Source organism: Exiguobacterium sp. CH10 (assembly GCF_018617635.1).
Lineage (GTDB): Bacteria > Bacillota > Bacilli > Exiguobacteriales > Exiguobacteriaceae > Exiguobacterium > Exiguobacterium aestuarii_A.
Map to the genome: position 1 here is coordinate 447,860 of NZ_JACSKO010000002.1, position 26,818 is coordinate 474,677.

The 26,818-nt window shown below is 49.3% G+C and carries 29 protein-coding genes and 1 riboswitch; of the genes, 27 read left to right on the top strand and 2 right to left on the bottom strand.

What is annotated here, in order from left to right; translation table 11 throughout:
* Position 1: 1 nt before the first annotated feature.
* The 7 genes from rlmN (at position 2) to KNP04_RS09105 (ending at position 6,729) form a co-directional block, all read left to right on the top strand.
* Complete coding sequence (gene rlmN / locus KNP04_RS09075; protein ID WP_074034829.1) at positions 2–1,087, top strand: dual-specificity RNA methyltransferase RlmN; 1,086 nt, start codon at positions 2–4, stop codon at positions 1,085–1,087.
* An 8-nt stretch (positions 1,088–1,095) separates the two neighbouring features.
* Positions 1,096–1,830 carry a Stp1/IreP family PP2C-type Ser/Thr phosphatase gene (locus KNP04_RS09080; protein WP_214745525.1) on the top strand — a complete coding sequence of 245 codons (735 nt, stop codon included), beginning with the start codon at positions 1,096–1,098 and terminating at the stop codon, positions 1,828–1,830.
* Positions 1,831–1,835: 5 nt separating this feature from the next.
* Positions 1,836–3,785 (top strand): Stk1 family PASTA domain-containing Ser/Thr kinase, encoded by a 1,950-nt coding sequence (gene pknB, locus KNP04_RS09085; protein WP_214783830.1) that lies wholly within the window; start codon positions 1,836–1,838, stop codon positions 3,783–3,785.
* Positions 3,786–3,827: 42 nt separating this feature from the next.
* Positions 3,828–4,715 carry a ribosome small subunit-dependent GTPase A gene (rsgA, locus tag KNP04_RS09090; RefSeq protein ID WP_214875823.1) on the top strand — a complete coding sequence of 296 codons (888 nt, stop codon included), beginning with the start codon at positions 3,828–3,830 and terminating at the stop codon, positions 4,713–4,715.
* Positions 4,716–4,718: 3 nt separating this feature from the next.
* Positions 4,719–5,375, top strand: coding sequence for a ribulose-phosphate 3-epimerase (gene rpe, locus KNP04_RS09095; RefSeq protein ID WP_214875397.1), 657 nt, complete (start codon positions 4,719–4,721; stop codon positions 5,373–5,375).
* A 20-nt stretch (positions 5,376–5,395) separates the two neighbouring features.
* Positions 5,396–5,496, top strand: a riboswitch (TPP riboswitch).
* Between the two features lie 73 nt (positions 5,497–5,569).
* A complete protein-coding gene (thiT, locus tag KNP04_RS09100) occupies positions 5,570–6,145 on the top strand; it encodes an energy-coupled thiamine transporter ThiT (protein ID WP_214875405.1) in 576 nt (191 codons plus the stop codon).
* Positions 6,142–6,729 (top strand): thiamine diphosphokinase, encoded by a 588-nt coding sequence (locus KNP04_RS09105; protein ID WP_214875407.1) that lies wholly within the window; start codon positions 6,142–6,144, stop codon positions 6,727–6,729. Before thiT ends, KNP04_RS09105 begins: the two co-directional genes overlap by 4 nt.
* 56 nt (positions 6,730–6,785) lie before the next feature.
* On the opposite strand, the gene rpmB is transcribed toward KNP04_RS09105, so the two are convergent.
* On the bottom strand, positions 6,786–6,974 hold the full coding sequence (gene rpmB / locus KNP04_RS09110) for a 50S ribosomal protein L28 (RefSeq protein WP_015881349.1): 189 nt from the start codon (positions 6,972–6,974) through the stop codon (positions 6,786–6,788).
* Between the two features lie 252 nt (positions 6,975–7,226).
* Here rpmB and KNP04_RS09115 point away from each other — a divergent pair, with 252 nt between their 5' ends.
* The 11 genes from KNP04_RS09115 (at position 7,227) to rnc (ending at position 17,385) form a co-directional block, all read left to right on the top strand.
* A complete protein-coding gene (locus tag KNP04_RS09115; RefSeq protein ID WP_015881350.1) occupies positions 7,227–7,589 on the top strand; it encodes an Asp23/Gls24 family envelope stress response protein in 363 nt (120 codons plus the stop codon).
* 22 nt (positions 7,590–7,611) lie between these two features.
* Positions 7,612–9,291: a DAK2 domain-containing protein gene (locus KNP04_RS09120; protein WP_214875409.1), complete on the top strand. Its 1,680-nt coding sequence runs from the start codon at positions 7,612–7,614 to the stop codon at positions 9,289–9,291.
* 63 nt (positions 9,292–9,354) lie between these two features.
* Positions 9,355–10,017, top strand: a complete 663-nt coding sequence (gene sdaAB / locus KNP04_RS09125) for an L-serine ammonia-lyase, iron-sulfur-dependent subunit beta (protein ID WP_214875411.1) — start codon at positions 9,355–9,357, stop codon at positions 10,015–10,017.
* 12 nt (positions 10,018–10,029) lie between these two features.
* Positions 10,030–10,917: an L-serine ammonia-lyase, iron-sulfur-dependent, subunit alpha gene (gene sdaAA, locus KNP04_RS09130; RefSeq protein ID WP_214875413.1), complete on the top strand. Its 888-nt coding sequence runs from the start codon at positions 10,030–10,032 to the stop codon at positions 10,915–10,917.
* Positions 10,904–12,934 (top strand): ATP-dependent DNA helicase RecG, encoded by a 2,031-nt coding sequence (gene recG, locus KNP04_RS09135; RefSeq protein ID WP_214875415.1) that lies wholly within the window; start codon positions 10,904–10,906, stop codon positions 12,932–12,934. The genes sdaAA and recG overlap by 14 nt, the downstream gene beginning before the upstream one ends.
* An 85-nt stretch (positions 12,935–13,019) precedes the next feature.
* On the top strand, positions 13,020–13,589 hold the full coding sequence (fapR, locus tag KNP04_RS09140) for a transcription factor FapR (protein ID WP_074034802.1): 570 nt from the start codon (positions 13,020–13,022) through the stop codon (positions 13,587–13,589).
* Complete coding sequence (gene plsX, locus KNP04_RS09145; RefSeq protein ID WP_214875424.1) at positions 13,586–14,575, top strand: phosphate acyltransferase PlsX; 990 nt, start codon at positions 13,586–13,588, stop codon at positions 14,573–14,575. The genes fapR and plsX overlap by 4 nt, the downstream gene beginning before the upstream one ends.
* 18 nt (positions 14,576–14,593) lie before the next feature.
* Entirely contained in the window at positions 14,594–15,514 is a 921-nt protein-coding gene (gene fabD / locus KNP04_RS09150; protein WP_214745501.1) for an ACP S-malonyltransferase, read from the top strand.
* The gene (fabG, locus tag KNP04_RS09155; RefSeq protein WP_214691798.1) at positions 15,507–16,247 is read left to right on the top strand and encodes a 3-oxoacyl-[acyl-carrier-protein] reductase; all 741 of its coding nucleotides are present in this window, start codon (positions 15,507–15,509) and stop codon (positions 16,245–16,247) included. Before fabD ends, fabG begins: the two co-directional genes overlap by 8 nt.
* A 58-nt stretch (positions 16,248–16,305) precedes the next feature.
* Positions 16,306–16,545: an acyl carrier protein gene (gene acpP / locus KNP04_RS09160; RefSeq protein ID WP_074034794.1), complete on the top strand. Its 240-nt coding sequence runs from the start codon at positions 16,306–16,308 to the stop codon at positions 16,543–16,545.
* 123 nt (positions 16,546–16,668) lie between these two features.
* Positions 16,669–17,385, top strand: coding sequence for a ribonuclease III (rnc, locus tag KNP04_RS09165; RefSeq protein ID WP_214693956.1), 717 nt, complete (start codon positions 16,669–16,671; stop codon positions 17,383–17,385).
* Positions 17,386–17,426: 41 nt separating this feature from the next.
* Here the strand turns inward: rnc and KNP04_RS09170 are convergent, their stop codons facing one another.
* Positions 17,427–17,621, bottom strand: a complete 195-nt coding sequence (locus KNP04_RS09170; protein ID WP_015881361.1) for a DUF1128 family protein — start codon at positions 17,619–17,621, stop codon at positions 17,427–17,429.
* Between the two features lie 114 nt (positions 17,622–17,735).
* Between KNP04_RS09170 and smc the strand changes: the two genes are divergently transcribed.
* The 9 genes from smc to lepB all read left to right on the top strand — a co-directional run bounded on the left by smc (position 17,736) and on the right by lepB (position 26,815).
* On the top strand, positions 17,736–21,293 hold the full coding sequence (gene smc / locus KNP04_RS09175) for a chromosome segregation protein SMC (protein ID WP_214875432.1): 3,558 nt from the start codon (positions 17,736–17,738) through the stop codon (positions 21,291–21,293).
* Complete coding sequence (gene ftsY, locus KNP04_RS09180) at positions 21,290–22,315, top strand: signal recognition particle-docking protein FtsY (protein WP_074034782.1); 1,026 nt, start codon at positions 21,290–21,292, stop codon at positions 22,313–22,315. The genes smc and ftsY overlap by 4 nt, the downstream gene beginning before the upstream one ends.
* 96 nt (positions 22,316–22,411) lie before the next feature.
* Positions 22,412–22,735 carry a putative DNA-binding protein gene (locus KNP04_RS09185; protein ID WP_074034780.1) on the top strand — a complete coding sequence of 108 codons (324 nt, stop codon included), beginning with the start codon at positions 22,412–22,414 and terminating at the stop codon, positions 22,733–22,735.
* Positions 22,736–22,746: 11 nt separating this feature from the next.
* Entirely contained in the window at positions 22,747–24,087 is a 1,341-nt protein-coding gene (ffh, locus tag KNP04_RS09190; protein ID WP_214875434.1) for a signal recognition particle protein, read from the top strand.
* A gap of 82 nt (positions 24,088–24,169) precedes the next feature.
* A complete protein-coding gene (gene rpsP, locus KNP04_RS09195; protein ID WP_015881366.1) occupies positions 24,170–24,445 on the top strand; it encodes a 30S ribosomal protein S16 in 276 nt (91 codons plus the stop codon).
* A 55-nt stretch (positions 24,446–24,500) separates the two neighbouring features.
* Positions 24,501–25,016: a ribosome maturation factor RimM gene (gene rimM / locus KNP04_RS09200; protein ID WP_214875436.1), complete on the top strand. Its 516-nt coding sequence runs from the start codon at positions 24,501–24,503 to the stop codon at positions 25,014–25,016.
* Positions 25,006–25,722 (top strand): tRNA (guanosine(37)-N1)-methyltransferase TrmD, encoded by a 717-nt coding sequence (gene trmD, locus KNP04_RS09205; protein ID WP_214875438.1) that lies wholly within the window; start codon positions 25,006–25,008, stop codon positions 25,720–25,722. The genes rimM and trmD overlap by 11 nt, the downstream gene beginning before the upstream one ends.
* Before the next feature lie 114 nt (positions 25,723–25,836).
* Positions 25,837–26,190, top strand: coding sequence for a 50S ribosomal protein L19 (gene rplS / locus KNP04_RS09210; RefSeq protein ID WP_015881369.1), 354 nt, complete (start codon positions 25,837–25,839; stop codon positions 26,188–26,190).
* A gap of 82 nt (positions 26,191–26,272) precedes the next feature.
* Entirely contained in the window at positions 26,273–26,815 is a 543-nt protein-coding gene (lepB, locus tag KNP04_RS09215; RefSeq protein WP_074034770.1) for a signal peptidase I, read from the top strand.
* The last annotated feature ends 3 nt before the right edge of the window (positions 26,816–26,818 follow it).

Consider the following 26,818-nt stretch of genomic DNA (forward strand, 5'->3'; position numbering starts at 1 on the left):
AATGAATCCAAAAGCAGTAGAAAAGAATCCACTTTTAGGCGCAAAACCGTCACTTTATTCGTTGACGTTCCCTGAACTTGAGGCGTGGGTCGTGGAAGCAGGAGAAAAATCATTCCGTGCGAAACAATTATATGATTGGATGTACGTTAAACGTGTCACGTCATTCGACGATATGACGAACGTTCCAAAGGCACTTCGTGACCAATTAGAAGAATCGTTCCAACTGACAACGTTGAAGGAATTGGTCAAACAAGAATCGCAAGACGGTACGATCAAATTCTTATTCGAACTTCAAGATGGCTATTCAATTGAAACTGTTCTTATGCGTCACGAGTACGGGAACTCCATTTGTGTCACAACACAAGTCGGTTGCCGGATTGGCTGTACGTTCTGTGCCTCAACACTCGGTGGGTTGAAACGTAACTTAGAAGCTGGTGAAATCACGGCACAAGTTCTTGACGTACAGCGTGCGCTAGACGCGACGGGCGAACGTGTTGACTCAATCGTCGTCATGGGAATCGGTGAACCGTTTGATAACTATGATGAGTTGATGCGTTTCTTACGCACGGTCAACCATGATAACGGCCTTAACATTGGTGCCCGTCACATCACAGTATCTACAAGTGGAATCGTTCCGAAAATTTATAAGTTTGCTGATGAAGGTATGCGCATCAACTTTGCCATCTCTCTTCATGCGGCTTCGACAGAACTACGTACACGTCTCATGCCAATCAACCGTGCCTTTGACTTGAACAAATTGATGGATGCCGTCCGTTACTATACAGAGAAGAGCGGTCGTCGCATCACGTTCGAATACGGATTGTTTGGTGGTGTCAACGATACGGAAGACCATGCCCACGAATTGGCTGACTTGTTGAAAGGGATTAAATGTCACGTCAACTTGATCCCAGTCAACCACGTATTGGAACGCGACTACGTACGCACACCGAGAGCTCAAATCTTTGCCTTCGAAAAAGTGCTCAAAGACCGCAATGTGAACGTGACGATTCGTCGTGAGCAAGGTTCGGATATCGATGCTGCTTGTGGGCAACTTCGAGCGAAGGAGCGCGAACAAGAAACGAGGTAATCAGAAAGATGGAATTAGCATTTCGAACAGATCGTGGACAAGTACGCACACAAAATGAAGATGCAGTTTTAATCTTAGGCGATGCCTTCTCAGGAATTGCGCTCGTTGCCGACGGGATGGGTGGACATGCAGCGGGAGAGGTCGCGAGTCAAATCGTGATTGAAGAGTTTCGACGGGCTTTCCCGTCTCTCCCGTCGACCCCTGTCGACATCGAACAATGGTTCCGCCATCACATTCACTTGGCGAATGAACAAGTGTTGCAGTTTGCGAAACAGTCGAACCTTGTCATGATGGGAACGACTGTGGCGGCCGTTTGTTGGAACGGAGAGACAGTTGTCATCGTTCATATCGGCGATAGCCGTGTCTATGCCCTGCAAGCGAACGAATTAAGGCGTCTTACAGAAGACCATTCTTACGTCAACGTGCTCAAACAGCTCGGTGAATTGACGGAAGAAGAGATGCGCGTTCATCCGAAACGAAATGTCATCACCCGAGCGATCGGTTCAAGCGAACAAGTCGAGCCTGACGTACAAGTGCTCGCTGACCCTGAGTTTGATGTGATTTTAATTTGTACGGATGGATTGACGACACATCTGACCGATGGGGCGATTCAACACGTTTTACAACAAGCTGTATCAGCTGATCAAAAGGCAGATCAACTGATTGCGGAAGCCAACCAATTGGGAGGGAGCGACAACATCACGGTCGCCCTCGTTCAATTCACAGATAGAAAGAGAGGATGAATCCGATGCGAAGCGGAGAACGAATCAACGATCGTTATCGGATCGAACAACAAATCGGCAGCGGAGGCATGGCAAATGTCTACCGGGCTCATGACGAGATTTTAAACCGAACCGTCGCCATCAAGGTGTTGCGATCTGAATTCTCACATAACGAACAATTTATACGTCGGTTCGAGCGAGAAGCCCACGCGGCTACGAGTCTGAACCATCCGAATATCGTCGCCATCTACGACGTCGGCGATGAAGATGATTTATACTATATCGTCATGGAGCACGTCGATGGCGTGACGTTAAAACAATATTTGCAGGAAGAATACATATCTGTCGATGAGGCGTTGCGCATCATGGGGCAGATTTGTGATGCGATTGACCACGCCCATGCGAACCGAATCATTCACCGGGACATCAAGCCGCAGAATATGATGATCGATCAGCATGGAAACGTGAAAGTGACCGATTTTGGGATTGCTGTCGCGATGTCGAATGCGACGTTGACGCATACGATGTCCGTCCTTGGTTCTGTCCATTACTTCTCACCCGAGCAAGCTCGTGGGAAATTTGCGGATGAAAAATCGGACATTTACTCGCTCGGTGCGGTTCTTTATGAATTGTTGACGGGTCGTGTACCGTTCATCGGCGAGACGCCGGTCGCGGTCGCCCTTCAACATTTGCAAGATGACCCGATTCGACCGATGGACTTAAATCCGAATATCCCACAAGCGCTTGAGAACTGTGTCATGCAAGCCTTATCAAAATCACCGGGTGCCCGACATGCATCGGTCGCAGCCTTTAAAAAAGATTGCATGACCGCGTTGAGCCGTGAACGTGCCAATGAACCGAGACGACTCTCGGCAAATCAAGACGAGTTCGACCAGACGCTCGTCATGGCACCGGTCGTGCCGGAAGAAAAACAAGATGTGCCCGTGACACCACCACCGGTCACGCCACCAAAAGAACAGGAACCGGAAGAGGTGCCTGTGAAAAAGAAGAAACGAAAATGGTGGATTTGGATCTTACTCATCGTTCTATTGATTGGTGGAAGCATTGCCGCTTACGTGGTCGCCGACGAGATGTCGCGTTCCGTCGTGCCGGATGTCGTCGGCATGAGTATCGGGGATGCGACGACAGAGCTTGAAGCTTCCGGGTTTGTCGTCGAAGTGACAGAACGGGCGAGCGATGATATTGCGGAGGGTGAGGTCATTTCGCAAAATCCGCAAGAAGGACGTAAGCCAAAACGCGGAACGACCGTGACGATTGTCGTATCGGCTGGAAAAGAAACGGTCGAAATGCCAAACGTAGAAGGTCTCTCGCAAACTGCTGCCGAACGTATGTTGAAAGACTTGGCATTCAGCGACCTTGAAATCACAACAGAAGCTTCCGAAACGGTGAATAGCGGAGACGTGATTTCGCAATCGGTCGACCCAGGTGAAGAGGTCGTTCCTTCAGAGGTGACGGTCACACTCGTCGTGTCGACAGGAAGCAACAAAGTGGAACTATCGAACCTTGCTGGATATACGTTCGACGAAGCATCCATTTATGCTGAACAGAACAAATTGAAAATCGTGAAGCGGGATGAATTTTCGACAAGTGTTCCAAAAGGTCAAATCATCCGTCAACTTCCGACAGCCGGGACAGCAGTCGACCCGGGAACGGAACTTACGGTCATCGTATCGGAAGGCGTTGAACCGACCGATATTTCGATTGAACGTGAAGTGACCGTGGAAGTCGAACAACCGGATAAAGACAAGAAGCCGAAGACGGTCGAAGTCGTGATTCGTACGGTTGACGCACGTGGTGAGATTGAGGTGCTTCGTGATCAAATCACAGAGACGACAACGTATTCGTATACGCTCGTCATTGCTCCTGACGAAGTCGGGACGGCGACGATTGAAGTCGATGGTGAGATTGTCCGAACGGATTCAGTCACATATGCACAAGCTGAAGAGGCACAATAAAGAGGTGACGGTGTCGTCACCTCTTTTTTAAAGGAGGTAGTCATAATGAAAGGAACAATCATTCGCCTTCAAGGCGGGTTTTACGATGTGATGACCGAGACGAATCAAGAGATTCGTTGTCGGGCTAGAGGGAATTTTCGAAAACGCAACATCTCACCTGTCGTCGGCGACGATGTGGTGATTCAAGATCAAGAAGATGGGACCGGCTATATTTTAGAAGTGGATGAGCGTCAAAACCACCTCGTTCGCCCGCCGATTGCCAATATCGATCAGGCGTTCCTCCTCTTTTCAGTAAAAGAACCAGCGTTTTCGTATCATTTGCTTGACCGTTTCCTCGTGCTCATTGAATCGAAACAAGTTCATCCAATCATCGTCTTGACGAAGATGGACTTGCTTGATGAACATGAAGTCGAGCCGATCCGGGAGGCGGTTGCACGCTATCGTGCCATTGGGTATGAGGTGATTGAGACGTCGACAGAGCATGCGCGCGGAGTGGATGAAGTACGCGGGCTCTTTGAAGGAAAAACGAGCGTCTTCGCCGGTCAGACCGGTGTCGGAAAAAGTTCGTTACTCAACGCCGTCGCACCAGAGCTCGAGTTGGCGACAGGGAAAATCTCTAAATCACTCGGTCGAGGGAAGCACACGACGCGTCACGTGACGTTGATTCAATTAGCGGATGGGCTTGTTGCTGACACACCTGGATTTTCAAGCTTGGAGTTTCCGCAAGAACTTGAGGCGGACGAACTCAGATGGTGTTTTCCTGAGTTCGTAGAACGCCATGACGATTGTAAGTTCCGCGGATGTGCTCACCTGAATGAACCGGGATGTGCCATCAAACAAGCCGTTGAAAAGGGTGAAATCGCTTCAACACGGTACGAGAATTATGTTACCTTTATGGAGGAGTTAAACGATCGAAAACGGAGGTATTGACAGATGATTAAAATTGCACCATCTATTTTAGCGGCCGACTTTGCCAATTTGGAGGCGGAAGTGAAAGCTGTACAAGAAGCGGGAGCGGACTATATCCATTTTGACGTCATGGACGGGCAGTTCGTGCCGAACATCTCAATTGGCCTACCAGTCCTCGCGAGCTTGCGTAAAAAATCAGATATGATCCTCGATGTGCATTTGATGATTGACCAACCGGAACGCTATGTTGAAGACTTCGTGAAAGCGGGAGCGGATATCGTGACCGTTCACGTGGAAGCGACGAACCATTTGCATCGCGTCTTGCAACAAATCAAAGCGGCTGGTGCCAAATGTGGAGTCGTCTTGAATCCACATACACCACTCTCGACGATTGAGCACGTGCTTGCGGACGTCGACATGGTATTGCTCATGACCGTCAACCCGGGATTCGGGGGACAAGCGTTCATTGAATCAGTCGTACCGAAAATTTCAGCACTCAGCCAACTTCGCCAAGACCGTCAGCTTGATTTTGAGATTGAAATCGATGGTGGTGTCAACGCGGAGACGGCAAAACATTGCATCGACGCAGGCGCTGATGTCCTTGTTGCGGGATCAGCCATCTACAATCAACCAGATTATAAAGCAGCCATCGATAGCATTCGTGGCGCATCTCGTGTATAATCAACGATAGAACAACAAGATAGAGTCGCAAGGGGTGTCACATCATGTGGCTGAGAGGCATACGCTAACCCTTTGAACCTGTTCCGTTCACACGGACGTAGGGATGTGGCGAAAATGCACGTTGCGAATCCAAGCAGCATGGCGTTTACGTCATGCTGCTTTTTGTCGTTCAACCAAATAAAGGAGGAAAAAAGATGAAATCACGTTTCAAATTACAAGCGCTCATTGAAATTTCATTGTTTGCGGCGCTCGGGCTCATTTTCGATTTGCTCATTCCATATCGCTTGCCACAAGGAGGATCAATCAGTTTAGCGATGCTCCCAATCTTTGTGATGGCATTCCGTCACGGACTAAAAGGTGGTCTCGCGACAGGTGCCCTCGTTGGGACACTCCAACTCTTGTTCGGTGCCTATATTTTCACGCCCGTACAATTCTTGCTCGATTATACGGTCGCCTATGGCCTTGTCGGTATGGCCGGAGTGTTCGCGGGGCGTGTGAAACATGCTGCGAGTCAAGGCGCGACGAAGACGCTTGCCACTTATTTAGTACTCGGGGCGCTCCTTGGGTCGATGTTACGATACGCGGCACACGTCATCTCGGGAATTGTCTTTTTTGCTGAATATGCAGAAGGTCCGGTCGTCGCCTATTCACTCGGCTATAATGCTACGTACATGGCACCATCCTTCGTCATCTCAGCCATCGTGTTAGTGCTCCTCTTCACGACAGCACCACGTTTCACACGTGTGGCGACACGGGATCTCCGTCAATGAATATATTGATCGTCGCGGCGAGTCCGGAACCCATTCCAGACTTACCGCGTGATGCCGATTTTGTCATCGGCGTTGATGGCGGATATCAAAGGTTATTAGATGAAGAGATCGTACCAGACGTTGTGGTCGGTGACTTTGATTCGTTCGAAGGACTACCACCTGATGAAGCGCTACGCTATCCCTCGGAAAAAGATGTGACGGACCTAGAGATTGCACTAGCGCTTGCGAGAGAACGCGGGGCGACACGGATGGATGTATATGGTGGCTTAGGCGGACGCATTGACATGACGTTTGCGAACGTCGGCCTACTTGAAGCCTATCCGGAGATGGTTCTTCACGGAGAAGGCCAAACGGTTTATCTCGTAAGAACAGGTAACGAGGTCATCATGAAGCGAGACGGGTATTATCTTTCCTTCATGCCCTGGAAGACGGCAACGATTTCGATTGAAGGTGTCAAATATCCACTCGATCATCATGAAGTCAAGAGTGGGGAGGCGTTGACCATTTCGAATGAATGGACCGAAGCGACTGCCCGATTGACGGTTCATCAAGGGATGGTTCTCGTCATGATCATCAAAAAATGAGCAAAAAAAATCCCATCGGCGAATGCCGCTGGGATTTATTCGTTCGTGTATAAGTATTATACGCGTTCAACGAGACCTGATTTAAGTGCGCGAGCTGAAACCCAAACGCGTTTCGGTTTACCGTCAACGAGAATACGAACTTTTTGTACGTTTACACCCCAAGTACGTTTTGTCTTGTTGAGTGCGTGCGAACGGTTGTTACCTGATTTAGGTGATTTACCTGTTACGTAGCATTTACGTGCCATGCGTTTCCCCTCCTTTTTTATGTGGGTTCGTCCTAATAGACACTCGTTTATATTAGCACGGCTTTTTTCCCGATGCAACTAGAAAATCATGCCATGACAAGAAAAAAACTTGACATTACTCTCAAGGATTTGAATAATGAATGAGGTTATCGCGTTAATTGACCGAGTTTCTGGAGCAGGTTCTTTTAATAACTAGGTACTTATTGTAGAATGTACATTAGGAATCATTCCGAATAAAGGAGGCTACTCCATATGGCAATTGAAATGAAGACAACATATGGCAATATTGACATCACAAGTGACGTCATCGCGACACTCGCAGGTGGTGCGGCGATGGAATGCTTCGGTGTGGTCGGCATGGCTTCACAAGCACAATTGAAAGACGGCATTGCTGAATTGTTAAAACGTGAAAATTATGCACGTGGTGTCGTCGTACGTCAAGAAGACGAAGACGTACATATCGACATGCACATCATTGTAAGCTACGGAACGAAAGTATCTGAAGTTGCATACAACGTGCAGAGCCGAGTGAAGTATACGCTTGGAGAAACTTTAGGATTAAACGTTTCGTCGGTAAATATATTCGTTCAAGGCGTTCGTCTGACGAATGACTGACGAAAACGGAGGAGGATTTGGTGTGGGTTTAAAACGTTTAGATGGATTGGCGCTCTCAAACATGATCGCGAACGGAGCGGCCAACTTGAGCCAAAACGCAGATTATGTGGATTCGCTTAACGTCTTCCCGGTTCCAGACGGAGATACGGGAACGAACATGAACTTGACGATGACGTCGGGTGCGAAAGAAGTAGCAGCGATGAACTCATCAGATATCGCAGAGGTGTCATCGAAGTTTGCTCGTGGACTACTTATGGGAGCACGTGGAAACTCAGGCGTTATTTTAAGTCAGTTGTTCCGTGGATTCGGTAAAGCGGTTGAAGGCAAAGCGGAACTGACAACGGTTGATTTTGCAGAGGCTCTCAAGCGCGGTGTCGACACGGCATACAAGGCGGTTATGAAACCGGTTGAAGGAACGATTTTGACGGTTGCTCGTGAAGCGGCCGACGAAGCGCTTCTTGCGTCAGAGTCGACAAGTGATTTCACTGAATTTATGAAACGTGTCATCGTAGAAGCGAAAGCATCGTTAGATCGTACACCGGACTTGTTGCCGGTATTAAAAGAAGTCGGCGTTGTCGACTCAGGTGGTCAAGGTCTTCTCGTCATCTACGAAGGATTCCTTGCAAGCCTTGAAGGAAAAGAACTCGAAAAACCACATGCACCCGTCATGGATGCGTTGATTGAGGCAGAACATCATGCTCATGCAGCACAAGGGTTCATGTCAACAGAAGACATCGAATTCGGCTACTGCACGGAGATCATGGTTCGTTTCCAAGACGATAAGTTAAAGGATGCGCCGTTCAATGAAGACGCATTCCGTAACGAATTGTCAGAACTAGGAGACTCTCTCCTTGTCGTCGCGGACGAAGAACTCTTAAAAGTTCACGTTCACGTCGAGACTCCAGGTGAGGTCATCACGAAAGGTCAGCGTTTCGGTGAACTCGTTGCAGTCAAAATCGAGAACATGCGTCAACAGCACTCGACGATTCTCGAAGAAGAACACGGCGCAAATCAGCACGGTGTTCAACAGGCCGAGAAGCCAAAAGCACCATTTGCGATCGTAACGGTGGCAATGGGTGAAGGCGTCAGTGAATTGTTCCGTTCGCTCGGAGCGGCACATGTCATCGAAGGCGGTCAGACGATGAACCCATCGACAGAAGATATCGTCAAGGCGATTGAATCTGCACATGCGGAACATGTCTTTATCTTCCCGAACAATTCAAACATCATCATGGCTGCTGAGCAAGCAGCATCTGTCGCACCATGCGGTGTCTCTGTCATCCCAACGAAGACGGTCCCACAAGGTCTTGCGGCGGCAATTGCCTTCAACCCAGAGGCAGATGTCGAGATGAACGAACAAGCGATGAAAGCGGCTGCCGCGACTGTGAAGTCTGGTCAGGTCACTTACGCTGTTCGTGATACGAGCATCGATGGTGTGGAAATCAAGAAAGACGAGCATATGGCGATTGCAGAGAAGAAAATTGTTTCTTCATCGACGTCAAGCCTCGAAGCGGCTAAGAAGTTGGTCGATGCACTCGTCGAAGCAGATGACGAAATCATCACGATCTTAACAGGTGAAGGTTCATCTGAATCAGACGTGGAAGCGTTGACGTCATATATCGAGTCTGTAAATGATGAGATTGAGATTGAAGTACACGACGGCAAACAACCGCTTTACTCTTATATTTTTAGTGTGGAATAAGCTGTTTCAAATCCCTACCTTCTGTATAATGAAGGTAGGGATTTTTGAAAGGGGGAAAATGAAGTGAAATATCGTAGTGTGTTTGACATTATTGGTCCTGTCATGGTCGGTCCATCAAGCTCACATACAGCCGGTGCCGCACGCATCGGGCTGATGGCAGGGAAGTTATTTGGGCGAACGCCCTGCACCGCGCGCATCACGTTTTACGGATCGTTTGCGGACACGTATCGGGGTCACGGTACGGATGTCGCGATCGTCGGTGGAATCATGGGATTCGATACGTTTGACTTGCGAATCCCACAGGCGTTAGACATCGCCCGTGAAAAAGGGATCGAGGTCACCTTTGAGACGAGTGACTTGTTGACGGATCATCCGAATACAGCACGTGTCTTACTCGAAGATGAGTTTGGCACATTTGAAATCGTCGGGATTTCAATCGGCGGGGGAACGATTGAGATTACGGAACTAAATGGGTTCCCGTTGAAATTGACAGGTGGGGGACCTGCGCTCGTCGTCTTGCATCATGACCGATTCGGCGCCATCGCTGCAGTGACCGGCGTCTTGGCGAATCATCAATTGAACATCGGGCATATGGAAGTGAGTCGTCACGAAAAAGGAATGCAAGCTTTGATGGCGATTGAGATTGATGAAACGATTCCTGCTGAAGTGATTGCAGAACTGGAACGGTTACCGCAAATCGAACGGATAGCTATTTTTGGGGAATAAGGAGAATGTGAGATGTTTAAATCAGTAGAAGAGTTAGTGACGATTGCCACAGAACGAGGCATCCCGATTTCTGAAGTCATGATTGAACAAGAGATGCACGTCAGACGCGCGAGCCGGGAGGACATCATCGGGATGATGGACCGAAACCTCGAGGTCATGGAAGAAGCGGTTGAACGCGCACTTCAAGGTGTTACATCAGTAACGGGATTGACGGGGAACGATGCCGTACTCATGCAAGAGTATATCCAATCAGGCAAATCACTTGCTGGAGACCTCATTTTAGATGCCGTGTCAAAAGCCATCGGGACGAACGAAGTAAATGCGGCGATGGGACGGATTTGTGCGACACCGACTGCGGGGAGTGCAGGTGTCGTACCTGGAACGTTATTCGCTGTGAAAGACCGTCTCGAGATGGACCGTGATGCGATGATTCGCTACTTGTTCACGTCAGGTGCTTTCGGTTTCGTGGTGGCGAACAACGCCTCGATTTCGGGAGCGGCAGGTGGTTGCCAGGCAGAGGTCGGTTCAGCGACCGGGATGGCTGCGGCCGCCATCGTCGAAGCAGCCGGCGGGACACCGGACCAGTCGGCGACGGCGTTTGCGATCGCCCTTAAGAACATGCTCGGTCTCGTCTGTGACCCCGTGGCAGGACTCGTTGAAGTCCCTTGTGTAAAACGAAATGCCATGGGTGGTGCCAATGCCATTGTCGCAGCGGACATGGCCCTCGCGGGAATCACATCACGCATTCCTTGTGACGAAGTCATTTCAGCGATGCATGAAGTCGGTCAAATGATGCCGACTGCATTGAAAGAGACGGCGAAAGGTGGACTGGCGAATACGCCGACGGCTCGTCGCCTCGAACGAAATATATTTGGAGCGAAAGAAGATGCAAAACAATGAACGACTGACGACTCTGAAAGGAGTCGGGCCAGAGATGGCCAAAAAACTAGAAGTGATGGGACTTGTTCGAATCGAGGACGTGCTAGAGCACGTCCCGTTTCGTTATGAGAATTATAACAGTGGGACCGTAACGACTGCTGTTCACGGTGACCTGGTCAAGTGGAGTGGGACGGTTCAGGCAGAACCACTCGTTCGCTACTATAGTAAAGGCAAGAATCGACTTCAGTTCAGATTATTGTTAGAGGAACGTTATGCGGTCCAAGTGACGATGTTCAACCGTGCGTTTTATAAAGAGAAGTTAGCAATCGGCGAGACCGTCACGGTCAAAGGGAAATGGGACATGAATCGGATGACAATCAGCGCGACCGACCTCGAGTTCGGTGCTCCGTCAGGCGGACTTCAACCAATCTATTCATTACGAGCGGGACTGACGCAAAAGAACTTTAGTCGCATCGTCAAGTTAGCATTCGAACAAGTGAGTGAGCTTCCGGAGCGGGTGCCGCCGTCCATACGGGCCAGGTATCGACTTGAGGACCGAATGGACATGCTACGTGGTATGCATTTTCCAGATACTGTGGAAACGTATAAGCAGGCGAGACGGAGTTATGTTTATGAAGAATGTCTCATGTATCAATTGAAACTGCAGGCGTTTCGGAAAATGGAGCGGTCAGGAAACGGTCGGGTCCTTCAACTCGATAAGCACCAATTGAACGAGTTCGTCAAACGACTCGCATTCCCGTTGACGGGAGCTCAGACACGGGTCATCCGTGAAATCGTATCCGATTTGGAGAAGCCAGAACGGATGAATCGATTGCTACAAGGGGATGTCGGGAGCGGGAAGACCGTCGTTGCCGCGATTGCCTTGTATGCGACCGTCATGGCTGGGTATCAAGGGGCGTTGATGGTGCCGACCGAGATTTTAGCAGAACAACATGCGACGTCTTTACAGGAACTGTTTGAACCGTTTGGCATCACAATCGCCCTCTTGACGAGCTCGGTGAAAGGAAAGGCGCGAGAAGCGCTTCTAACGGCAATCCAATCAGGGGACGTCGACATCATCGTGGGGACACATGCGCTCATTCAAGGACCCGTCGAGTTTTCGAATTTACATTTGGCAATCACGGACGAACAACATCGATTCGGTGTCGAACAACGGAAGAAACTTCGCGATAAAGCGGAATTTGCGGACGTCTTATATATGACAGCGACCCCGATTCCGAGGACACTTGCCATCAGCGCCTTCGGTGAGATGGACGTCTCGACAATCGATGAGATGCCAAAAGGTCGAAAACCGATTGAAACATACTGGGCGAAGCAAGACCAAATCGACCGTGTCCATTCGATGGTCGACCGTGAGCTGTCGCTCGGTCGTCAAGCATATGTGATCGCACCACTCATCGAGGAGTCGGATACGCTCGAGGTCGAAAGTGCGACAGCATTATATGAACTGTTGAAAGAGCGGTTTCCGAACTATTCGGTAGGGCTGATGCACGGAAAGCTGTCGAGCGCAGAAAAGGACGACGTGATGAAATCATTTGCTGACAACGCGACGCAAATTCTCGTCTCGACAACGGTCGTCGAAGTCGGGGTGAACGTTCCGAACGCTTCACTCATTATCATCCATGACGCCGAGCGTTTTGGGCTCGCGCAACTCCATCAGTTACGTGGCCGTGTCGGTCGTGGTGCCCATCAATCGTTCTGTATCCTCGTCGGGGACCCGAAATCAGATGTCGGGAAAGTTCGGCTGAAAACGATGACGGAAACGAATGATGGGTTCGTATTGGCGGAGAAAGATTTAGAGTTACGTGGTGCCGGTGATTTCTTTGGTACCGCGCAAAGCGGTCTTCCGAGCTTCCGGGTCGCAGATCCCGTTCTCGACTTGAAAGTGATGGAAGTGGCGATGCAAGATGCCGTAAAACTTCTAGGAAGCGACGCCTTTTGGCATGACGCCCAATATGAAGGGTTACGTGGCTATTTGAAACAACTCGACCTTCTCGTTGGGGAAAGGTTAGAATAATACTTGAAAATGACGACTAAAGAATATATACTGCTATTAGTACCAGGTATTAAGTTCTTTAGCGATTAGTTTAGGAGGGAACTGAATGCGGGTACCTAAGAAAGAGCGGCAACGCTTGTTACAAGAAACGATTGAGCGCAACCCGTTCATCAAAGACGAAGAACTATCAAAACAGTTTTCCGTCAGCATCCAGACGATTCGGCTCGACCGGATGGAATTAAAAATTCCGGAAGTGAGGGAACGAATCAAACATGTGGCTTCCGAGCACCTCGATGAAGTCAAATCGCTTTCAATGAGCGAGGTCATCGGTGATATGATTGACTTGAAACTCGATGACTCTGCGATTTCTGTCCTCGATATAGAAAAAGAACACGTCTTTAGCCGCAATGAGATTGCACGTGGGCACGTCCTGTTCGCGCAAGCCAACTCGTTAGCGGTGGCGCTCATCAATGATGAATTGGCGTTGACCACTAAAGCGGAAATCCGGTTTAGTCGCCAGGTCCATCTTGGAGAGCGAGTCGTTGCCAAGGCTCGTGTGATGAAGCTAAGAGGGGACGGGAGAACAGACGTCACGGTCGAAAGTTATGTCGGTGAGGAACGCGTCTTTGAAGGCGACTTCACGATTTACCGACGTGGTGAGGAGGAACAAGCATGAAATTAGCAATTGATGCAATGGGTGGCGATCACGCACCGAAAGCGATCGTAGAAGGTGTGAAACGGTTCGTTGAACAATATCCGAATGAACCGATGGAGCTTTTTCTAGTCGGTGACGAGGTTAAAATTGCCTCTTACGGACTTGACGATCCTCGTGTGACGGTCGTTCCAGCAAGTGAAATCATTACAGGTGAGGATGAGCCTGTTCGTGCGGTCCGCCGCAAAAAGGACAGCTCGCTCGTCGTAGCGGCAAACCTTGTTAAAGAGGGGAAAGCGGATGCTCTCGTGTCTGCCGGGAACACCGGCGCCTTGATGGCAGCGTCTCTCTTCGTCATCGGACGGATCCCAGGAATCGAGCGTCCGGCATTATCTCCGACGTTCCCTACATATACAGGTAGCGGTGTCGTCGTGCTGGATGTCGGAGCGAATCCGGATGCGAAAGCCGAACATCTTGTGGATTATGCGATCATGGGTTCACTGTATGCAGAACATGTCCGTGGCATCAAAACACCGCGTGTCGCCCTTCTCAATATCGGGACGGAAGCCGGAAAAGGAAATGCGCTCACGAAAGAAGCGTTCCCCCTCCTTGAACAGGCCCCTGTCCACTTTGTCGGGAATGTCGAAGCGCGAGAAGCGATGTCAGGAGACGTGGACGTCATCGTGACAGAAGGATTTGCAGGAAACATCTTGTTAAAAGGTGTAGAAGGATCCTCAGCGATGCTCATGAAGATGATGAAAGAACAATTTACGAGCAACCTTGTATCAAAACTTGCCGCTCTCATCTTAAAACCGAAATTAAGACGATTGAAAGAAACGCTTGATTATCGTGAACATGGGGGAGCCGGATTATTCGGGATCAATGCGCCTGTCATCAAGGCACATGGATCGAGCGACGCACTTGCGATTGCGAGTGCGTTGAAACAGGCGAAAATCATGGTAGACCACGATGTCGTCGATAAAATCAAGCGTGCCAAAGCGATAGACTAAGCGAAAGCAGGTGAGGACATGGGGAAAGTAGCATGGGTGTTCCCAGGACAAGGCTCTCAAGCCGTTGGAATGGGACAGACCTTTTTAGACCAACCTGAAGCCCTTCAGGCAATCGGGCGTCGACTCGGATTTGACCTTCTTGAAGTCATGTCTGCCGGGTCGAAAGAAGACCTACAAGAAACAGAAGTCGCACAACCAGCAATCGTGGCACATGCCTCGTTGCTTGCACAAGCCTATGCGGCAAACGGTGCGACACCGGATGTCGTCATCGGACATAGCGTAGGAGAGTATGCGGCGCTCGTCTCAGCGGGGGTCATCGATTTAGAAGAGGCGACCGTGCTCGTTCGAGAACGTGGTAATTTGATGTCTTCTGTAAAAGACGGGACGATGGCGGCAGTCGTCGGAATGACCGATTTACAAGAAGCGCTTCATATCACTGAAAAAATTAGTGCGAGTGGGGACTTGGTTCAAATCGCTAACTTGAATTGCCCTGGTCAGTTTGTCATTTCCGGGCAAATCGATGCGGTCGAACAGGCGAGTGTAGAACTGAAGGCAGCCGGCGCGAAACGGGTATTGCCGTTAAACGTCTCCGGTGCGTTCCACAGTTCATATATGATGCCGGTGGCGACACGTTTCCAAGATGTCCTCGCCTCATCACCGTTCCAAGAAGCGTCTGTCGATTTCATCTCGAACGTGGATGCGGCTGTGCATCGTGATCCCGAACATCTGAAAGCGTTGTTGACGAAACAACTGTATTCGTCGGTTCGTTTTGAAGAATGTGTTCGAAAAGCGATTGCAGACGGGGTGGACACGTTCATCGAATTCGGTCCATCGTCACCACTTTCTGGGTTGATTAAACGAATCGATTCGAATGTATCGATTCAAAAGGCGACCACGTTGGAAGAAGTCGCCTCGTTAGGAGGAGAAGTTCGTGCATGATCAAGTAGCGATCGTGACTGGCGCGTCCCGTGGAATCGGTGCGGCCATCGCGAAACGTTTAGGGGAAGACGGCTTCCGAGTCGTCGTGAATTACTCGGGTAGTGAAGAAAAAGCAAACGCTGTCGTGGCGGCCATCATTGAAGCAGGTGGCGATGCTACGGCCGTGAAGGCGGACGTCTCAAACGCTGACGACGTTAAAGCGCTCGTCAAGACGACGGTCGATACGTACGGACGCGTCGATTGTCTTGTGAACAATGCAGGCATCACACGTGACGGGTTACTCATGCGGATGAAAGAAGCGGACTTCAATGACGTCTTATCGACGAACTTGAAAGGCGCGTTCCTCACATCGCAAGCGGTCACACGATCGTTGCTCAAATCAAAATCGGGGCGAATCATCAATATCGCCTCAGTCGTCGGGATTACAGGAAATGCCGGACAAGCCAACTATGCGGCTGCAAAAGCAGGATTGATTGGGTTGACGAAATCAGTGGCACGCGAACTCGCAAGTCGTCATGTGACGGTCAATGCCGTTTGTCCTGGTTTTATTCAAACCGATATGACTGATGCCTTGACAGATGAACAGCGGAACGCTACACTCGAGCAAATTCCGTTCAATCGTTTCGGACAAGTCGAAGATGTGGCGAACCTCGTCTCATTCTTAGCATCTGAACAAGCCGCTTACGTGACGGGTCAGACGATTGCCGTCGATGGCGGCATGACGATGGCGTAAAAGAGAACTTTACCAATAGACAGACATTTAATATACTTACCTTTGGAGGGATTTTATCATGACAAAAGAACAAATTTTAGTAGACGTACAAGAAGCAGTAGCAGAGAAGCTCGGGAAAGACATTTCTGAGATCACTGCAGAGAAATCGTTCAAGGACGACCTTGGCGCTGACTCGCTTGAAGTAATGGAAATGGTGATGGACCTCGAAGACAAATTCGACATCACGATTGAAGACGAAGACGCTGAGAAGCTCGCGACTGTTGGCGACGTAGTAGCGTATATCGAAACAAAAGTGTAATCAAGCCATCCCACCGCTCGGTTTCGAGCGGTGGGCTTGTGCTTATTCATGGAGGGAACTATGACAAAAGACAAACGACGGTTTGACCGTCAAGGGTCGGCGCAGCGTCGCCGGCGTCAGGAAATGGAACGGGCACGCATCTTAGAATTATTCAAGTCATTAGAAGAGCGTTTAGACGTTCAGTTTTCGAATCACGACTTGCTCATGCAGGCGTTCACACACTCTTCTTATGTGAATGAACAACGTGGACTACGAAAAGACAATGAACGCTTAGAATTTTTAGGGGATGCCGTGTTAGAGTTGACCGTATCCCGCTTCCTATATGAGACTTATCCGGAGCGCTCCGAGGGGGAATTAACGAAATTACGGGCGGCGATCGTTTGCGAACCGTCACTCGTGAATTTTGCGGAGGCCTATGCTTTCTCTGACTTCATCTTGCTTGGAAAAGGTGAAGAGTTGACCGGTGGACGAAAACGTCCGGCACTACTTGCCGATGTCTTCGAATCCTATATCGGTGCTCTTTATTTAGACCAAGGGATTGAGGCAGTCGAACGATTCCTCGCCGAAGCGGTTTTTCCGAAAGTCTTAGCGGGTGTATTTGAAGAACAGACCGATTTCAAGAGTCAGTTGCAGGAAAGTGTGCAACGGGAAGGCTTAGGTCCGGTCACTTATGAAATCATCGAGGAGCGAGGACCGGCGCACAGCCGTGAATTCGTTGCCCATGCACGTCTCAGCGACGACATCGTCGGGGAGGGAGTTGGACGCTCAAAAAAAGAAGCCGAGCAGTTGGCTGCTAAAGAAGCGCTCATCGCGTTCAATCGACGTTACGCTGATCTATAAACAAAAAGGAGTGGACCATTCACAATGGTTCCACTCCTTTTTCATGTCAATTGACCGAGTTCTTCGACAATCCCGTCGACTTCCGATAAAGAGAGGGAAGAACGTGTCATTACGTACTCGTAAATCTCTTTCACCGCTGATGGGTCAGCCGCATTATATTCTTCCGCCTTGATTGCACCGCGGTTAATAATGTTCATTTTGTCCAAAATCGCTTCAATCATCTGTTCATTCGTCATCTGTATTCCCCTTTCTACAGTTCTTTTAAGAATAGCATGATTCTGGCATTTTGACGAACTGTTAACTGTGGTAAAATATACAGATGAATGCTTACTGCGGATAGGATGGTCACGATGCACTTAAAACGAATCGAACTCGCTGGCTTTAAATCATTTGCCAAGCGAATTGAATTAGATTTCCGTCCCGGCGTCACGGCTGTAGTAGGGCCGAACGGAAGCGGGAAATCCAATATATCGGACGCTGTTCGCTGGGTACTTGGAGAACAGTCGGCCAAATCACTTCGCGGTGCCAAGATGGAAGACGTCATCTTTGCCGGGAGTGAAGGTGAGAATCACCGAAACGTCGCGGAGGTCACGCTCGTCCTTGATAATCGCGACGAACAGTTACGTCTTCCTTATGAGGAAGTGAGTGTGACCCGTCGCGTGACCCGAAGTGGGGACAGCGACTATTTTATGAATAAAAAACCATGTCGTCTAAAAGACGTCATTGATCTCTTTTTAGACACAGGTCTTTCCCGTGATGCGTTCGCGATTATCGGGCAAGGTCGAGTCGAGCAAGTCATTTCCGGGAAGCCGGAAGATCGTCGTGCCGTCATCGAAGAGGCGGCAGGTGTCCTCAAGTATCGCCAGCGTAAAAAACAGGCTGAGCGTAAATTGCAAGATACCGAATTGAACTTGTCACGTGTCGACGACATTTTATTTGAGTTGGCTGACCGGGTGGAACCGCTTCGTGAGCAGGCTGCGCTCGCTCGGGAATATAAAGTGGCAAAAGCCCGTCATGACGAGCTCGAGACGGGGATTATGGGTGCCGAAATTCAGTTGCTCCAACAAGAAATTGAACAAGTGACGGTACGTCATACAGAATCGATCAAGCAATTATCGGATTGCGATCGTTCTGTACAACACCTCACGGAGGAACGTACTCAACTCGAGGCTACGCTATCGACCCTTCGTGAAGAGTTATCCGAGATGAACCAGAAAGAGCGCGAACAGTCGACGTATGTCGAGCGCTTGACGGGTGACATCAAGCTCGCGAAAGCACAAGAAGAGCATGGAGCCGAGATGAAAGAGCGTCTCGTCCGTCAACGTGAAGAAGTCAGCGCCGAGATGGAAGAGCTAGAGACTCGACTGGTGGTCGTTCGTGATGAATTGTCTAAAAAAGTAGATACGTTGCGACAAACGACTGAGGCGAGAGATGCGCTTCAACAACAATTGACAGCCGCCTCGCGTGATTTCAATGCCGAAATCGAAGCGTTACAAAGTGAGGCGTTCGAACTCGCGACAACGCGAGCGACAATCAGTAACCAACAAAAGCGGGAGCAACGGGATATCGATGTCGCCATCGAGTCGAAAGAACGTCTCCTTCGTGAGAACAAACATCGTCTTGATGATCGGTCTTCACAAGAAGCAACACTCGAAGCGACACGGGAACGATATGAAGATGTGCAAGGTCGTTTCGAATTACTAAGTAAAAAAGAAGCGGAACTTCGTGACCAAGAGACGACGATCCGTGAAAAGTTGACACGGGCAGAGACGTCTTACTATGACCTCGAACGTCGTCGTCAAAAGACGGAAGATCGGATTGAGATGCTCGAACGGATGAAGCAATCGTATGAAGGGTATTTCCATGCGGTCAAGTTTGTATTGAAAGACCGTTCTTCAGGTGTGCTTGGTGCCGTCGCTGAACTGATTCGCGTTCGTCCTTCGTATGAAGCCGCAATCGAGACGGCTCTCGGACAGACGCAACAACATGTCGTCGTCAAAGACGAGACAGTCGGACGTCATGAAATCGATCGATTGCGCAAAGCGAACGCAGGTCGCGCGACGTTCTTACCGATGACGACCATCAAACCAAGGTTCGTACCGACTGAGGTCTTACATCGTCTCGAGTCGATGAGCGGATTTGTCGGGGTGGCATCTGATTTAGTCGAGACGGACGAGTCGTTCGAAACGTTGAAAAAATCACTTCTCGGTTCAGTGCTCGTCGCCGAGACGTTAGAAGTCGCGAACCGGATTGCGCAAATGACCGGATACCGTTTCCGCGTCGTCACGCTTGAGGGTGACATCGTGAACGTCGGTGGTTCGATGACCGGTGGTAGTCGTAAGCAAGGTGTGGCCTTGTTCACACAATCGCGTGAGTTAGACGACTTGAAACAAGGATTGACGCAAGGGCTTGCGATGCTTCATGAGCAAAAACAACGTCTTCAAGAATACACGGAAGCGTTGAAGACAATCACTGAAGAATTATCAACGCTACGAGACGAGAAACGTACCGTCGAAGGATCGCTTCGAGAGGTCGAAGCTGCTTACCGTACCGCCGAACGCGCCTCGCTTGATGCCAAGTCACAACTTGAACTGTTCGATCATGAGATGCTGCGTTATGAGAAAACGATTGAGACGTCGACAGCCGAGCTCGAACGTTTGACGAAAACGTTGGCAGATACGGATAAAGAGCAAGCGGACATTCGTGTTCGTCTAGAGTCGCTTCGTGCCGAACAGGCAAAAAGTGCCGAAAGTACGGGGCAACTTGAAGCGATGCTTCGTCAAAACGAGCTCGACCTACAACGCCATACTCTCGAAGAAGAACGGGTTCGCTATGAAGTGGAGCGCTTGACGACTGAACGGAAACGTCTACAGGACCGGACCGATCAGATGAATCGTGAACTTACGCGACTCGACAGTGGGGAAGTCGTCTCATCTGCCGAGTTAGAAGAGACGCTCGCTACGGCCAAACTTGAATTCACCCACATTCAAGGGCGACTTCAAGAGATGACGGCAACGCTCAAGTCAAACGAGGAGGCGTACCGCATCATGCGTCAGCGCGTCGATCAGGCAACGGAAGCACGGCGTCAGGCGGAAGCGGTCGTTCGAAAACTAGAGACGGCGAAACAAGAGTTCGAATTAAAACGACAGTGGAAGCTCGATGCGTTAGAGGAACACGGGCTCGTTGCAGAACTTTTACCGGCGCTTGAGATTCCTCTTGAGGAGGCGAAAGAAGAGTTCAAATTGCTCGTTCGTCAAATTGAAGAGATTGGACCGGTTAACTTGAATGCGATTGAGGAATTCGATAGCGTTCATGAGCGCTTTACGTTCTTGTCTGAACAGCGGGATGACTTGGTCAGTGCGAAAGAAGATTTGTATGAGATCATCGCCGAGATGGACCGTGAAGTGACACGTCTTTTCAAAGAGACGTATACGAACGTGCGGGCACACTTCAAACAGACGTTCACCGAGTTATTCGGTGGGGGCGAAGCCGATTTGAAATTGGTTGATGAGTCCGACTTGTTGAATACAGGGATTGAAATCGTCGCCAAACCGCCTGGTAAAAAGCTACAGACGCTCAGTCTGTTGTCTGGAGGAGAGCGTGCACTCACGGCAATCGCTTTACTGTTTGCGATTTTGAAAACGCGTCCGGTACCATTCTGTGTCCTCGATGAAGTCGAAGCGGCACTTGATGAGGCGAACGTACACCGGTTCGGGGAATATATTCGCACGCTCTCAATCGACACGCAATTTGTCATCATCACGCACCGAAAAGGTACAATGGAAGCGGCAGATACGCTTTATGGCGTCACGATGCAACAGAACGGGGTGTCCGAAGTATTATCGGTCGAACTATCTGAAGCAAAACGCGTCGTAGAAATGGATGAAGAGATGGAGGAATCACGTTGAGTTTTTTCAAGAAATTAAAAGAAAAATTAACGACATCTACCCAAGAGGTGTCACAGAAGTTTACAGACGGATTGACGAAAACGCGTGACGGATTTGCGAGTGCCGTCAACGACCTCGTTTATCGTTTTCGCGAGGTGGATGAGGACTTCTTCGATGAACTCGAAGATTTGCTCATCCAAGCGGATGTCGGCGTCACGACGACGATGGACCTTGTCGAAGACTTGAAAGAAGAAGTGAAACGACGCAACTTGAAAGACCCGGTCGCTGTTCGAGATGCTCTCGTTGAAGTGGTGGCGAAACGCCTTCAGGAAGACGAATCTGACCGTGAACTGAACATGCAAGACGGACTCACAGTCATCTTGTTTGTCGGTGTGAACGGTGTCGGAAAGACGACGACGATCGGAAAATTGGCGCATCAATTGAAATCGGAAGGTCGTAACGTCATGCTCGCGGCAGGAGATACATTCCGTGCAGGAGCGATCGAGCAACTTCAAGTATGGGGCGAACGCGTCGGAGTACCGGTCATTCGTCAAACGGAAGGGTCTGACCCGGCTGCCGTCGTATACGATGCAGTTCAATCTGCGAAGTCACGTAACATGGACGTTCTCATTTGTGACACGGCTGGACGCCTTCAAAATAAAGTGAACTTAATGAAAGAACTCGAAAAAGTGAAACGGGTCATCGAACGAGAAGTCCCGAACGGACCACATGAGGTCTTACTTGCATTAGATGCAACGACCGGACAAAACGCTATGATTCAAGCGAAAGCGTTCAAAGAAGCGACGAACGTGAGCGGAATCGTCTTGACGAAACTCGACGGTACAGCAAAAGGTGGGATTGTTCTCGCGATTCGAAATGAACTCGATATTCCGGTCAAATATGTCGGTCTCGGGGAGAAGATGGACGATTTGCAAGAGTTTGACCCAGAGCAGTTCGTCCTCGGGTTGTTCGGAGACGTTTTTGAGGACAAATCAGAAGAGGACTCGACTGAAAATGAGGACACAAACAAAGACCTCGCCTAAGTTTTACTGTTAAGAAAAAAACTTGACAAGTACTAGGCACGGCTGTACTATTGGTAGTTGTAAAGGGATTTCACTTAACATGTGGAGGTGAAAGGTTTGACGCTCGAAAAAACGAATCGCATGAACTATCTCATCGATTTCTATCAAGCGCTCCTCACACCGAAACAGCGCAACTATATGTCTCTTTATTACCTAGATGACTACTCGCTCGGAGAGATAGCGGAAGAGTTTGAAGTCAGCCGTCAAGCGGTCTACGATAACATAAAGCGTACAGAAACGATGCTTGAACAGTACGAGGAAAAGCTCGCTCTATTCGAAAAATTCGAACAGCGTCAGCAACTTCTTCAGACCCTCAAACGTCAAGTCGAGCTCACGGATGACGTGCAGGCTACGATTTCTGCGCTTGAGAATTTAGAGTAGGGGGCTGGAGCATGGCATTTGAAGGATTATCAGAACGGTTGCAATCGACGCTTTCAAAGATGCGCGGTAAAGGGAAAATCTCTGAAGCTGATGTCAAAGAGATGATGCGTGAGGTTCGCCTCGCCTTACTAGAAGCCGACGTCAACTTTAAAGTGGTCAAGCAATTCATCAATGACGTGAAAGAACGTGCGGTTGGTCAGGATGTCATGAAATCATTGACGCCAGGTCAACAAGTCGTCAAAATCGTTCACGAAGAGTTGACGAATTTGATGGGAAGCGATGTCGTCCCGATCTCATTCAGTCAGAAACCACCGACAGTCGTCATGATGGTCGGTCTGCAAGGGGCAGGTAAGACGACAACGACCGGGAAGCTAGCGAACTTGATTCGCAAAAAGCATAACCGCAGTCCACTTCTCGTCGCGGCGGATATTTATCGTCCGGCGGCAATCAAGCAGCTCGAGACACTCGGGAAACAACTCGATTTACCGGTCTTCTCACTTGGCGATCAAGTGAAACCGGAAGAGATTGTGACGAAAGCACTCGAGTACGCAAAAACAAATCATCACGATTTCGTGTTGATCGATACGGCGGGTCGCCTTCATATCGACGAGACGCTCATGGGTGAGCTCGAAAATGTGAAGACGATTGCCAAACCAAATGAAATCTTCCTTGTCGTCGACTCGATGACAGGTCAAGATGCGGTCAATGTGGCCGACAGTTTCAATGAGAAACTCGGAATCACCGGGGTCGTGCTCACAAAGCTCGACGGAGATACACGAGGCGGGGCAGCCCTTTCGATCAAGGCAGTCACGGGAGCGCCGATTAAATTCGTCGGTCTCGGCGAAAAGTTGGATGCCCTCGAACCATTCCATCCAGAACGCATGGCGTCACGGATCCTTGGAATGGGGGACGTGCTCTCGCTCATTGAAAAAGCCGAAACACAGATGGACCAAGACGCAGCGAGAGAGCTAGAAAGCAAAATTCGTGACGCGTCATTCACGTTCGATGATTTCATTGAACAGTTGGGTCAAGTGAAAAACATGGGCCCGATTGATGAATTACTTTCGATGTTACCTGGTGCAGGTAAGATGAAAGGGTTGAAAAACGTCCAAATCGACGAGAAACAACTCGATCACGTCGAAGCGATCATTCGCTCGATGACAAAACATGAGCGCGCCAACCCGGAAGTGCTCAATGCGAGTCGTCGGAAGCGGATCGCAAAAGGGAGCGGTCGCTCGATTCAAGAAGTGAACCGTCTCATCAAACAGTTCGATGACATGAAGAAGCTGATGAAGCAAATGTCAGGACAAATGAAAGGGAAGAAAAAGGGCTTAGGTCTTCCGTTCTTCTAACAAAAACTTTTGTCAGTCGGACAAAAAAGCTGTATACTATAAAAGTTGTCAATTCTTAAACACATGATGGAGGTATATTACCATGGCAGTTAAAATTCGTCTTAAGCGCATGGGCGCAAAAAAATCACCTTTCTACCGTATCGTTGTAGCAGACTCACGTTCACCACGTGACGGTCGCTTCATCGAGCAAGTTGGTCACTACAACCCGGTTGCAAAACCAGAAGCTGAAGTTCGCATCAACGAAGAACTCGCTCTCAAATGGTTGGCAGACGGCGCGAAGCCATCTGACACAGTACGTAACTTGTTCTCTAAAGCAGGGATCATGGAGAAATTCCACAACGCGAAAAACGCGAAGTAATGATGTGGCCGACCTTTTCTGAGGTCGGCCTATTTTGTTGAGGAGGGAACGCGAAATGGATTGGTTATACGTTGGGAAAATCGCCAACACGCACGGCCTTAAAGGGGAAGTGAAAATTTTGGCGGCGACAGATTTTCCGGAAGAACGATTTAAAAAAGGGAACACGTTGTTCCTTGACGTGGACGGAACGAAACAAGAGATGACGATCACGACGTATCGTCCGCATAAGCAGTTCCATCTCGTCACGTTCAAAGGGTTTGAGAATATCAACCTCATTGAGAGATATAAAGGCTTGAAGTTATATGTTCATGCCGAACACGTCCATGATCTTTCGGAAAACGAATATTACTATCATGAGATTATCGGTTGTGAGGCAATCGTTGATGGTGAGTCGATTGGTATGATCGATGATATCTTTGAGACGGGTGCGAACGACGTATGGGTCATCAAACGCCCGGGTAAATCGGACGCCCTCATCCCTTATATCGAATCGGTCGTTAAAGAGATTGATGTCGAAGCGAAACGTGTCGTCATCACCCCGATTCCCGGAATGATTGACGATGAAGATTGATGTGTTGACGTTATTCCCGGACATGTTCAAGACGCTCGACCATTCCATCGTCGGCCGCGCGAAAGCGCTCGGGCAAGTGGATATGTCGTTCATCAATTTCCGGGATTTTTCAACGAACAAGCATCATAAGGTTGACGATTATCCGTACGGGGGAGGGGCGGGCATGTTGCTTACCCCACAACCGATCTTCGATGCGTTTGACTCGATCGAGGCAAAGTCACCACGTGTCATCCTTACGACACCGACCGGAAAGCCGTTTAATCAGCAGATGGCGGAAGAATGGGCACGGGAAGAACACCTGATCTTTTTGTGTGGGCATTATGAAGGATTCGACCAACGCATACACGATGAACTGGCGACAGACGAAGTGTCGATTGGCGACTTTGTCTTGACGGGTGGCGAGCTTGCGACGATGGTGATGATCGATGCGACGGTGAGACTGCTCCCGGACGTCCTCGGCGATCAGGCGAGCCATGAGGACGATTCGTTCTCAACCGGTCTACTGGAATATCCGCACTATACACGACCTGCCGATTTTCGTGGGTTGAAAGTACCGGACGTCCTCCTTTCTGGCAATCACGCCCGCATCGAGACGTGGCGACGTGAACAATCACTCGAGCGAACGTATCGACGTCGACCGGATTTACTCGAGCAACTCGAGCTGACAGAAGATGATAAAAAGTTTCTCCAATCGTTGCGCGATTGAGAAATATATGCTATGTTTGAGCATGTGGGTTAAACCCATCGATTACCGATGTTCCGCTATTGGATGCTTGGGCATATGAAGATATGAACATTGAAGAAAAAGGAGATATGATTCATGAACACACAAAAACTGTTCCGTGAAATCACAGAAGAACAATTCAAATCGGACGTACCTGCTTTCCGTCCTGGTGACACAGTACGTGTCCACGTTAAAGTTGTAGAGGGAACGCGTGAGCGTATCCAGATCTTCGAAGGTGTTGTAATCAAGCGTAAAGGTGGCGGCATCAGCGAAACATTCACAGTCCGTAAGATTTCTTACGGCGTAGGTGTTGAGCGTGCATTCCCGCTTCACTCACCACGCGTTGCACAAATCGAAGTCGTACGCTACGGTAAAGTTCGCCGTGCGAAACTTTACTACCTCCGTAACCTTCGCGGTAAAGCAGCACGTATTAAAGAAATCCGTCGTTAAGATGGGAATTAAGCTTGTCGCTTGCGACAAGCTTCTTTTTTTCTAGTACAATAAGTTCAAATGGATAGAGGAGTGAGTGAAGTTGAAAGAAGTGTTTAGTTGGCTCAAAGCCATCGTTGTCGCTCTTGTCATCGCGTTCGTCATCCGGACGTTCATCTTCGTTCCTGTCATCGTTGAAGGGGAGTCGATGATGCCGACACTCCACAATGCGGATCGAATGATCGTCAGTAAAATTTCGAACTATGTTGGTGAGCTAGACCGAGGTGATATCGTCGTATTCCATGCGACAGAATCAAAAGATTATATTAAACGTGTCATCGCCATTCCAGGCGACACGCTCGAATATCGAGATGACGTGCTCTATATTAACGGTGAAGCGGTAGAAGAACCGTATTTAGACGAGTTCCGCGCACAGATGAACGGGTTCCCGCTGACGGAGAACTTCACGCTTGAACAAGTGACAGGCGAGTCAGTCGTCCCTGAAGATTCATACTTCGTCATGGGAGACAACCGTCAAAACTCGAAGGACAGTCGTGAAATCGGATTTGTGTCGAAAGAGGAGATTGTCGGTAAGACGAACTTCATCTTCTGGCCGCTCGACGATGTTGGCACGGTAGAAGATTAAGGT

Bases quoted from the DNA above. Each gene is read 5' to 3' on its own strand.
- rlmN (WP_074034829.1), top strand. From the start codon at position 2: ATGAATCCAAAAGCAGTAGAAAAGAATCCACTTTTAGGCGCAAAACCG.
- KNP04_RS09080 (WP_214745525.1), top strand. From the start codon at position 1,096: ATGGAATTAGCATTTCGAACAGATCGTGGACAAGTACGCACACAAAAT.
- pknB (WP_214783830.1), top strand. From the start codon at position 1,836: ATGCGAAGCGGAGAACGAATCAACGATCGTTATCGGATCGAACAACAA.
- rpe (WP_214875397.1), top strand. From the start codon at position 4,719: ATGATTAAAATTGCACCATCTATTTTAGCGGCCGACTTTGCCAATTTG.
- thiT (WP_214875405.1), top strand. From the start codon at position 5,570: ATGAAATCACGTTTCAAATTACAAGCGCTCATTGAAATTTCATTGTTT.
- KNP04_RS09105 (WP_214875407.1), top strand. From the start codon at position 6,142: ATGAATATATTGATCGTCGCGGCGAGTCCGGAACCCATTCCAGACTTA.
- rpmB (WP_015881349.1), bottom strand. From the start codon at position 6,974: ATGGCACGTAAATGCTACGTAACAGGTAAATCACCTAAATCAGGTAAC.
- KNP04_RS09115 (WP_015881350.1), top strand. From the start codon at position 7,227: ATGGCAATTGAAATGAAGACAACATATGGCAATATTGACATCACAAGT.
- sdaAA (WP_214875413.1), top strand. From the start codon at position 10,030: ATGTTTAAATCAGTAGAAGAGTTAGTGACGATTGCCACAGAACGAGGC.
- recG (WP_214875415.1), top strand. From the start codon at position 10,904: ATGCAAAACAATGAACGACTGACGACTCTGAAAGGAGTCGGGCCAGAG.
- fapR (WP_074034802.1), top strand. From the start codon at position 13,020: ATGCGGGTACCTAAGAAAGAGCGGCAACGCTTGTTACAAGAAACGATT.
- plsX (WP_214875424.1), top strand. From the start codon at position 13,586: ATGAAATTAGCAATTGATGCAATGGGTGGCGATCACGCACCGAAAGCG.
- fabD (WP_214745501.1), top strand. From the start codon at position 14,594: ATGGGGAAAGTAGCATGGGTGTTCCCAGGACAAGGCTCTCAAGCCGTT.
- acpP (WP_074034794.1), top strand. From the start codon at position 16,306: ATGACAAAAGAACAAATTTTAGTAGACGTACAAGAAGCAGTAGCAGAG.
- rnc (WP_214693956.1), top strand. From the start codon at position 16,669: ATGGAACGGGCACGCATCTTAGAATTATTCAAGTCATTAGAAGAGCGT.
- KNP04_RS09170 (WP_015881361.1), bottom strand. From the start codon at position 17,621: ATGACGAATGAACAGATGATTGAAGCGATTTTGGACAAAATGAACATT.
- smc (WP_214875432.1), top strand. From the start codon at position 17,736: ATGCACTTAAAACGAATCGAACTCGCTGGCTTTAAATCATTTGCCAAG.
- ffh (WP_214875434.1), top strand. From the start codon at position 22,747: ATGGCATTTGAAGGATTATCAGAACGGTTGCAATCGACGCTTTCAAAG.
- rpsP (WP_015881366.1), top strand. From the start codon at position 24,170: ATGGCAGTTAAAATTCGTCTTAAGCGCATGGGCGCAAAAAAATCACCT.
- rimM (WP_214875436.1), top strand. From the start codon at position 24,501: ATGGATTGGTTATACGTTGGGAAAATCGCCAACACGCACGGCCTTAAA.
- trmD (WP_214875438.1), top strand. From the start codon at position 25,006: ATGAAGATTGATGTGTTGACGTTATTCCCGGACATGTTCAAGACGCTC.
- rplS (WP_015881369.1), top strand. From the start codon at position 25,837: ATGAACACACAAAAACTGTTCCGTGAAATCACAGAAGAACAATTCAAA.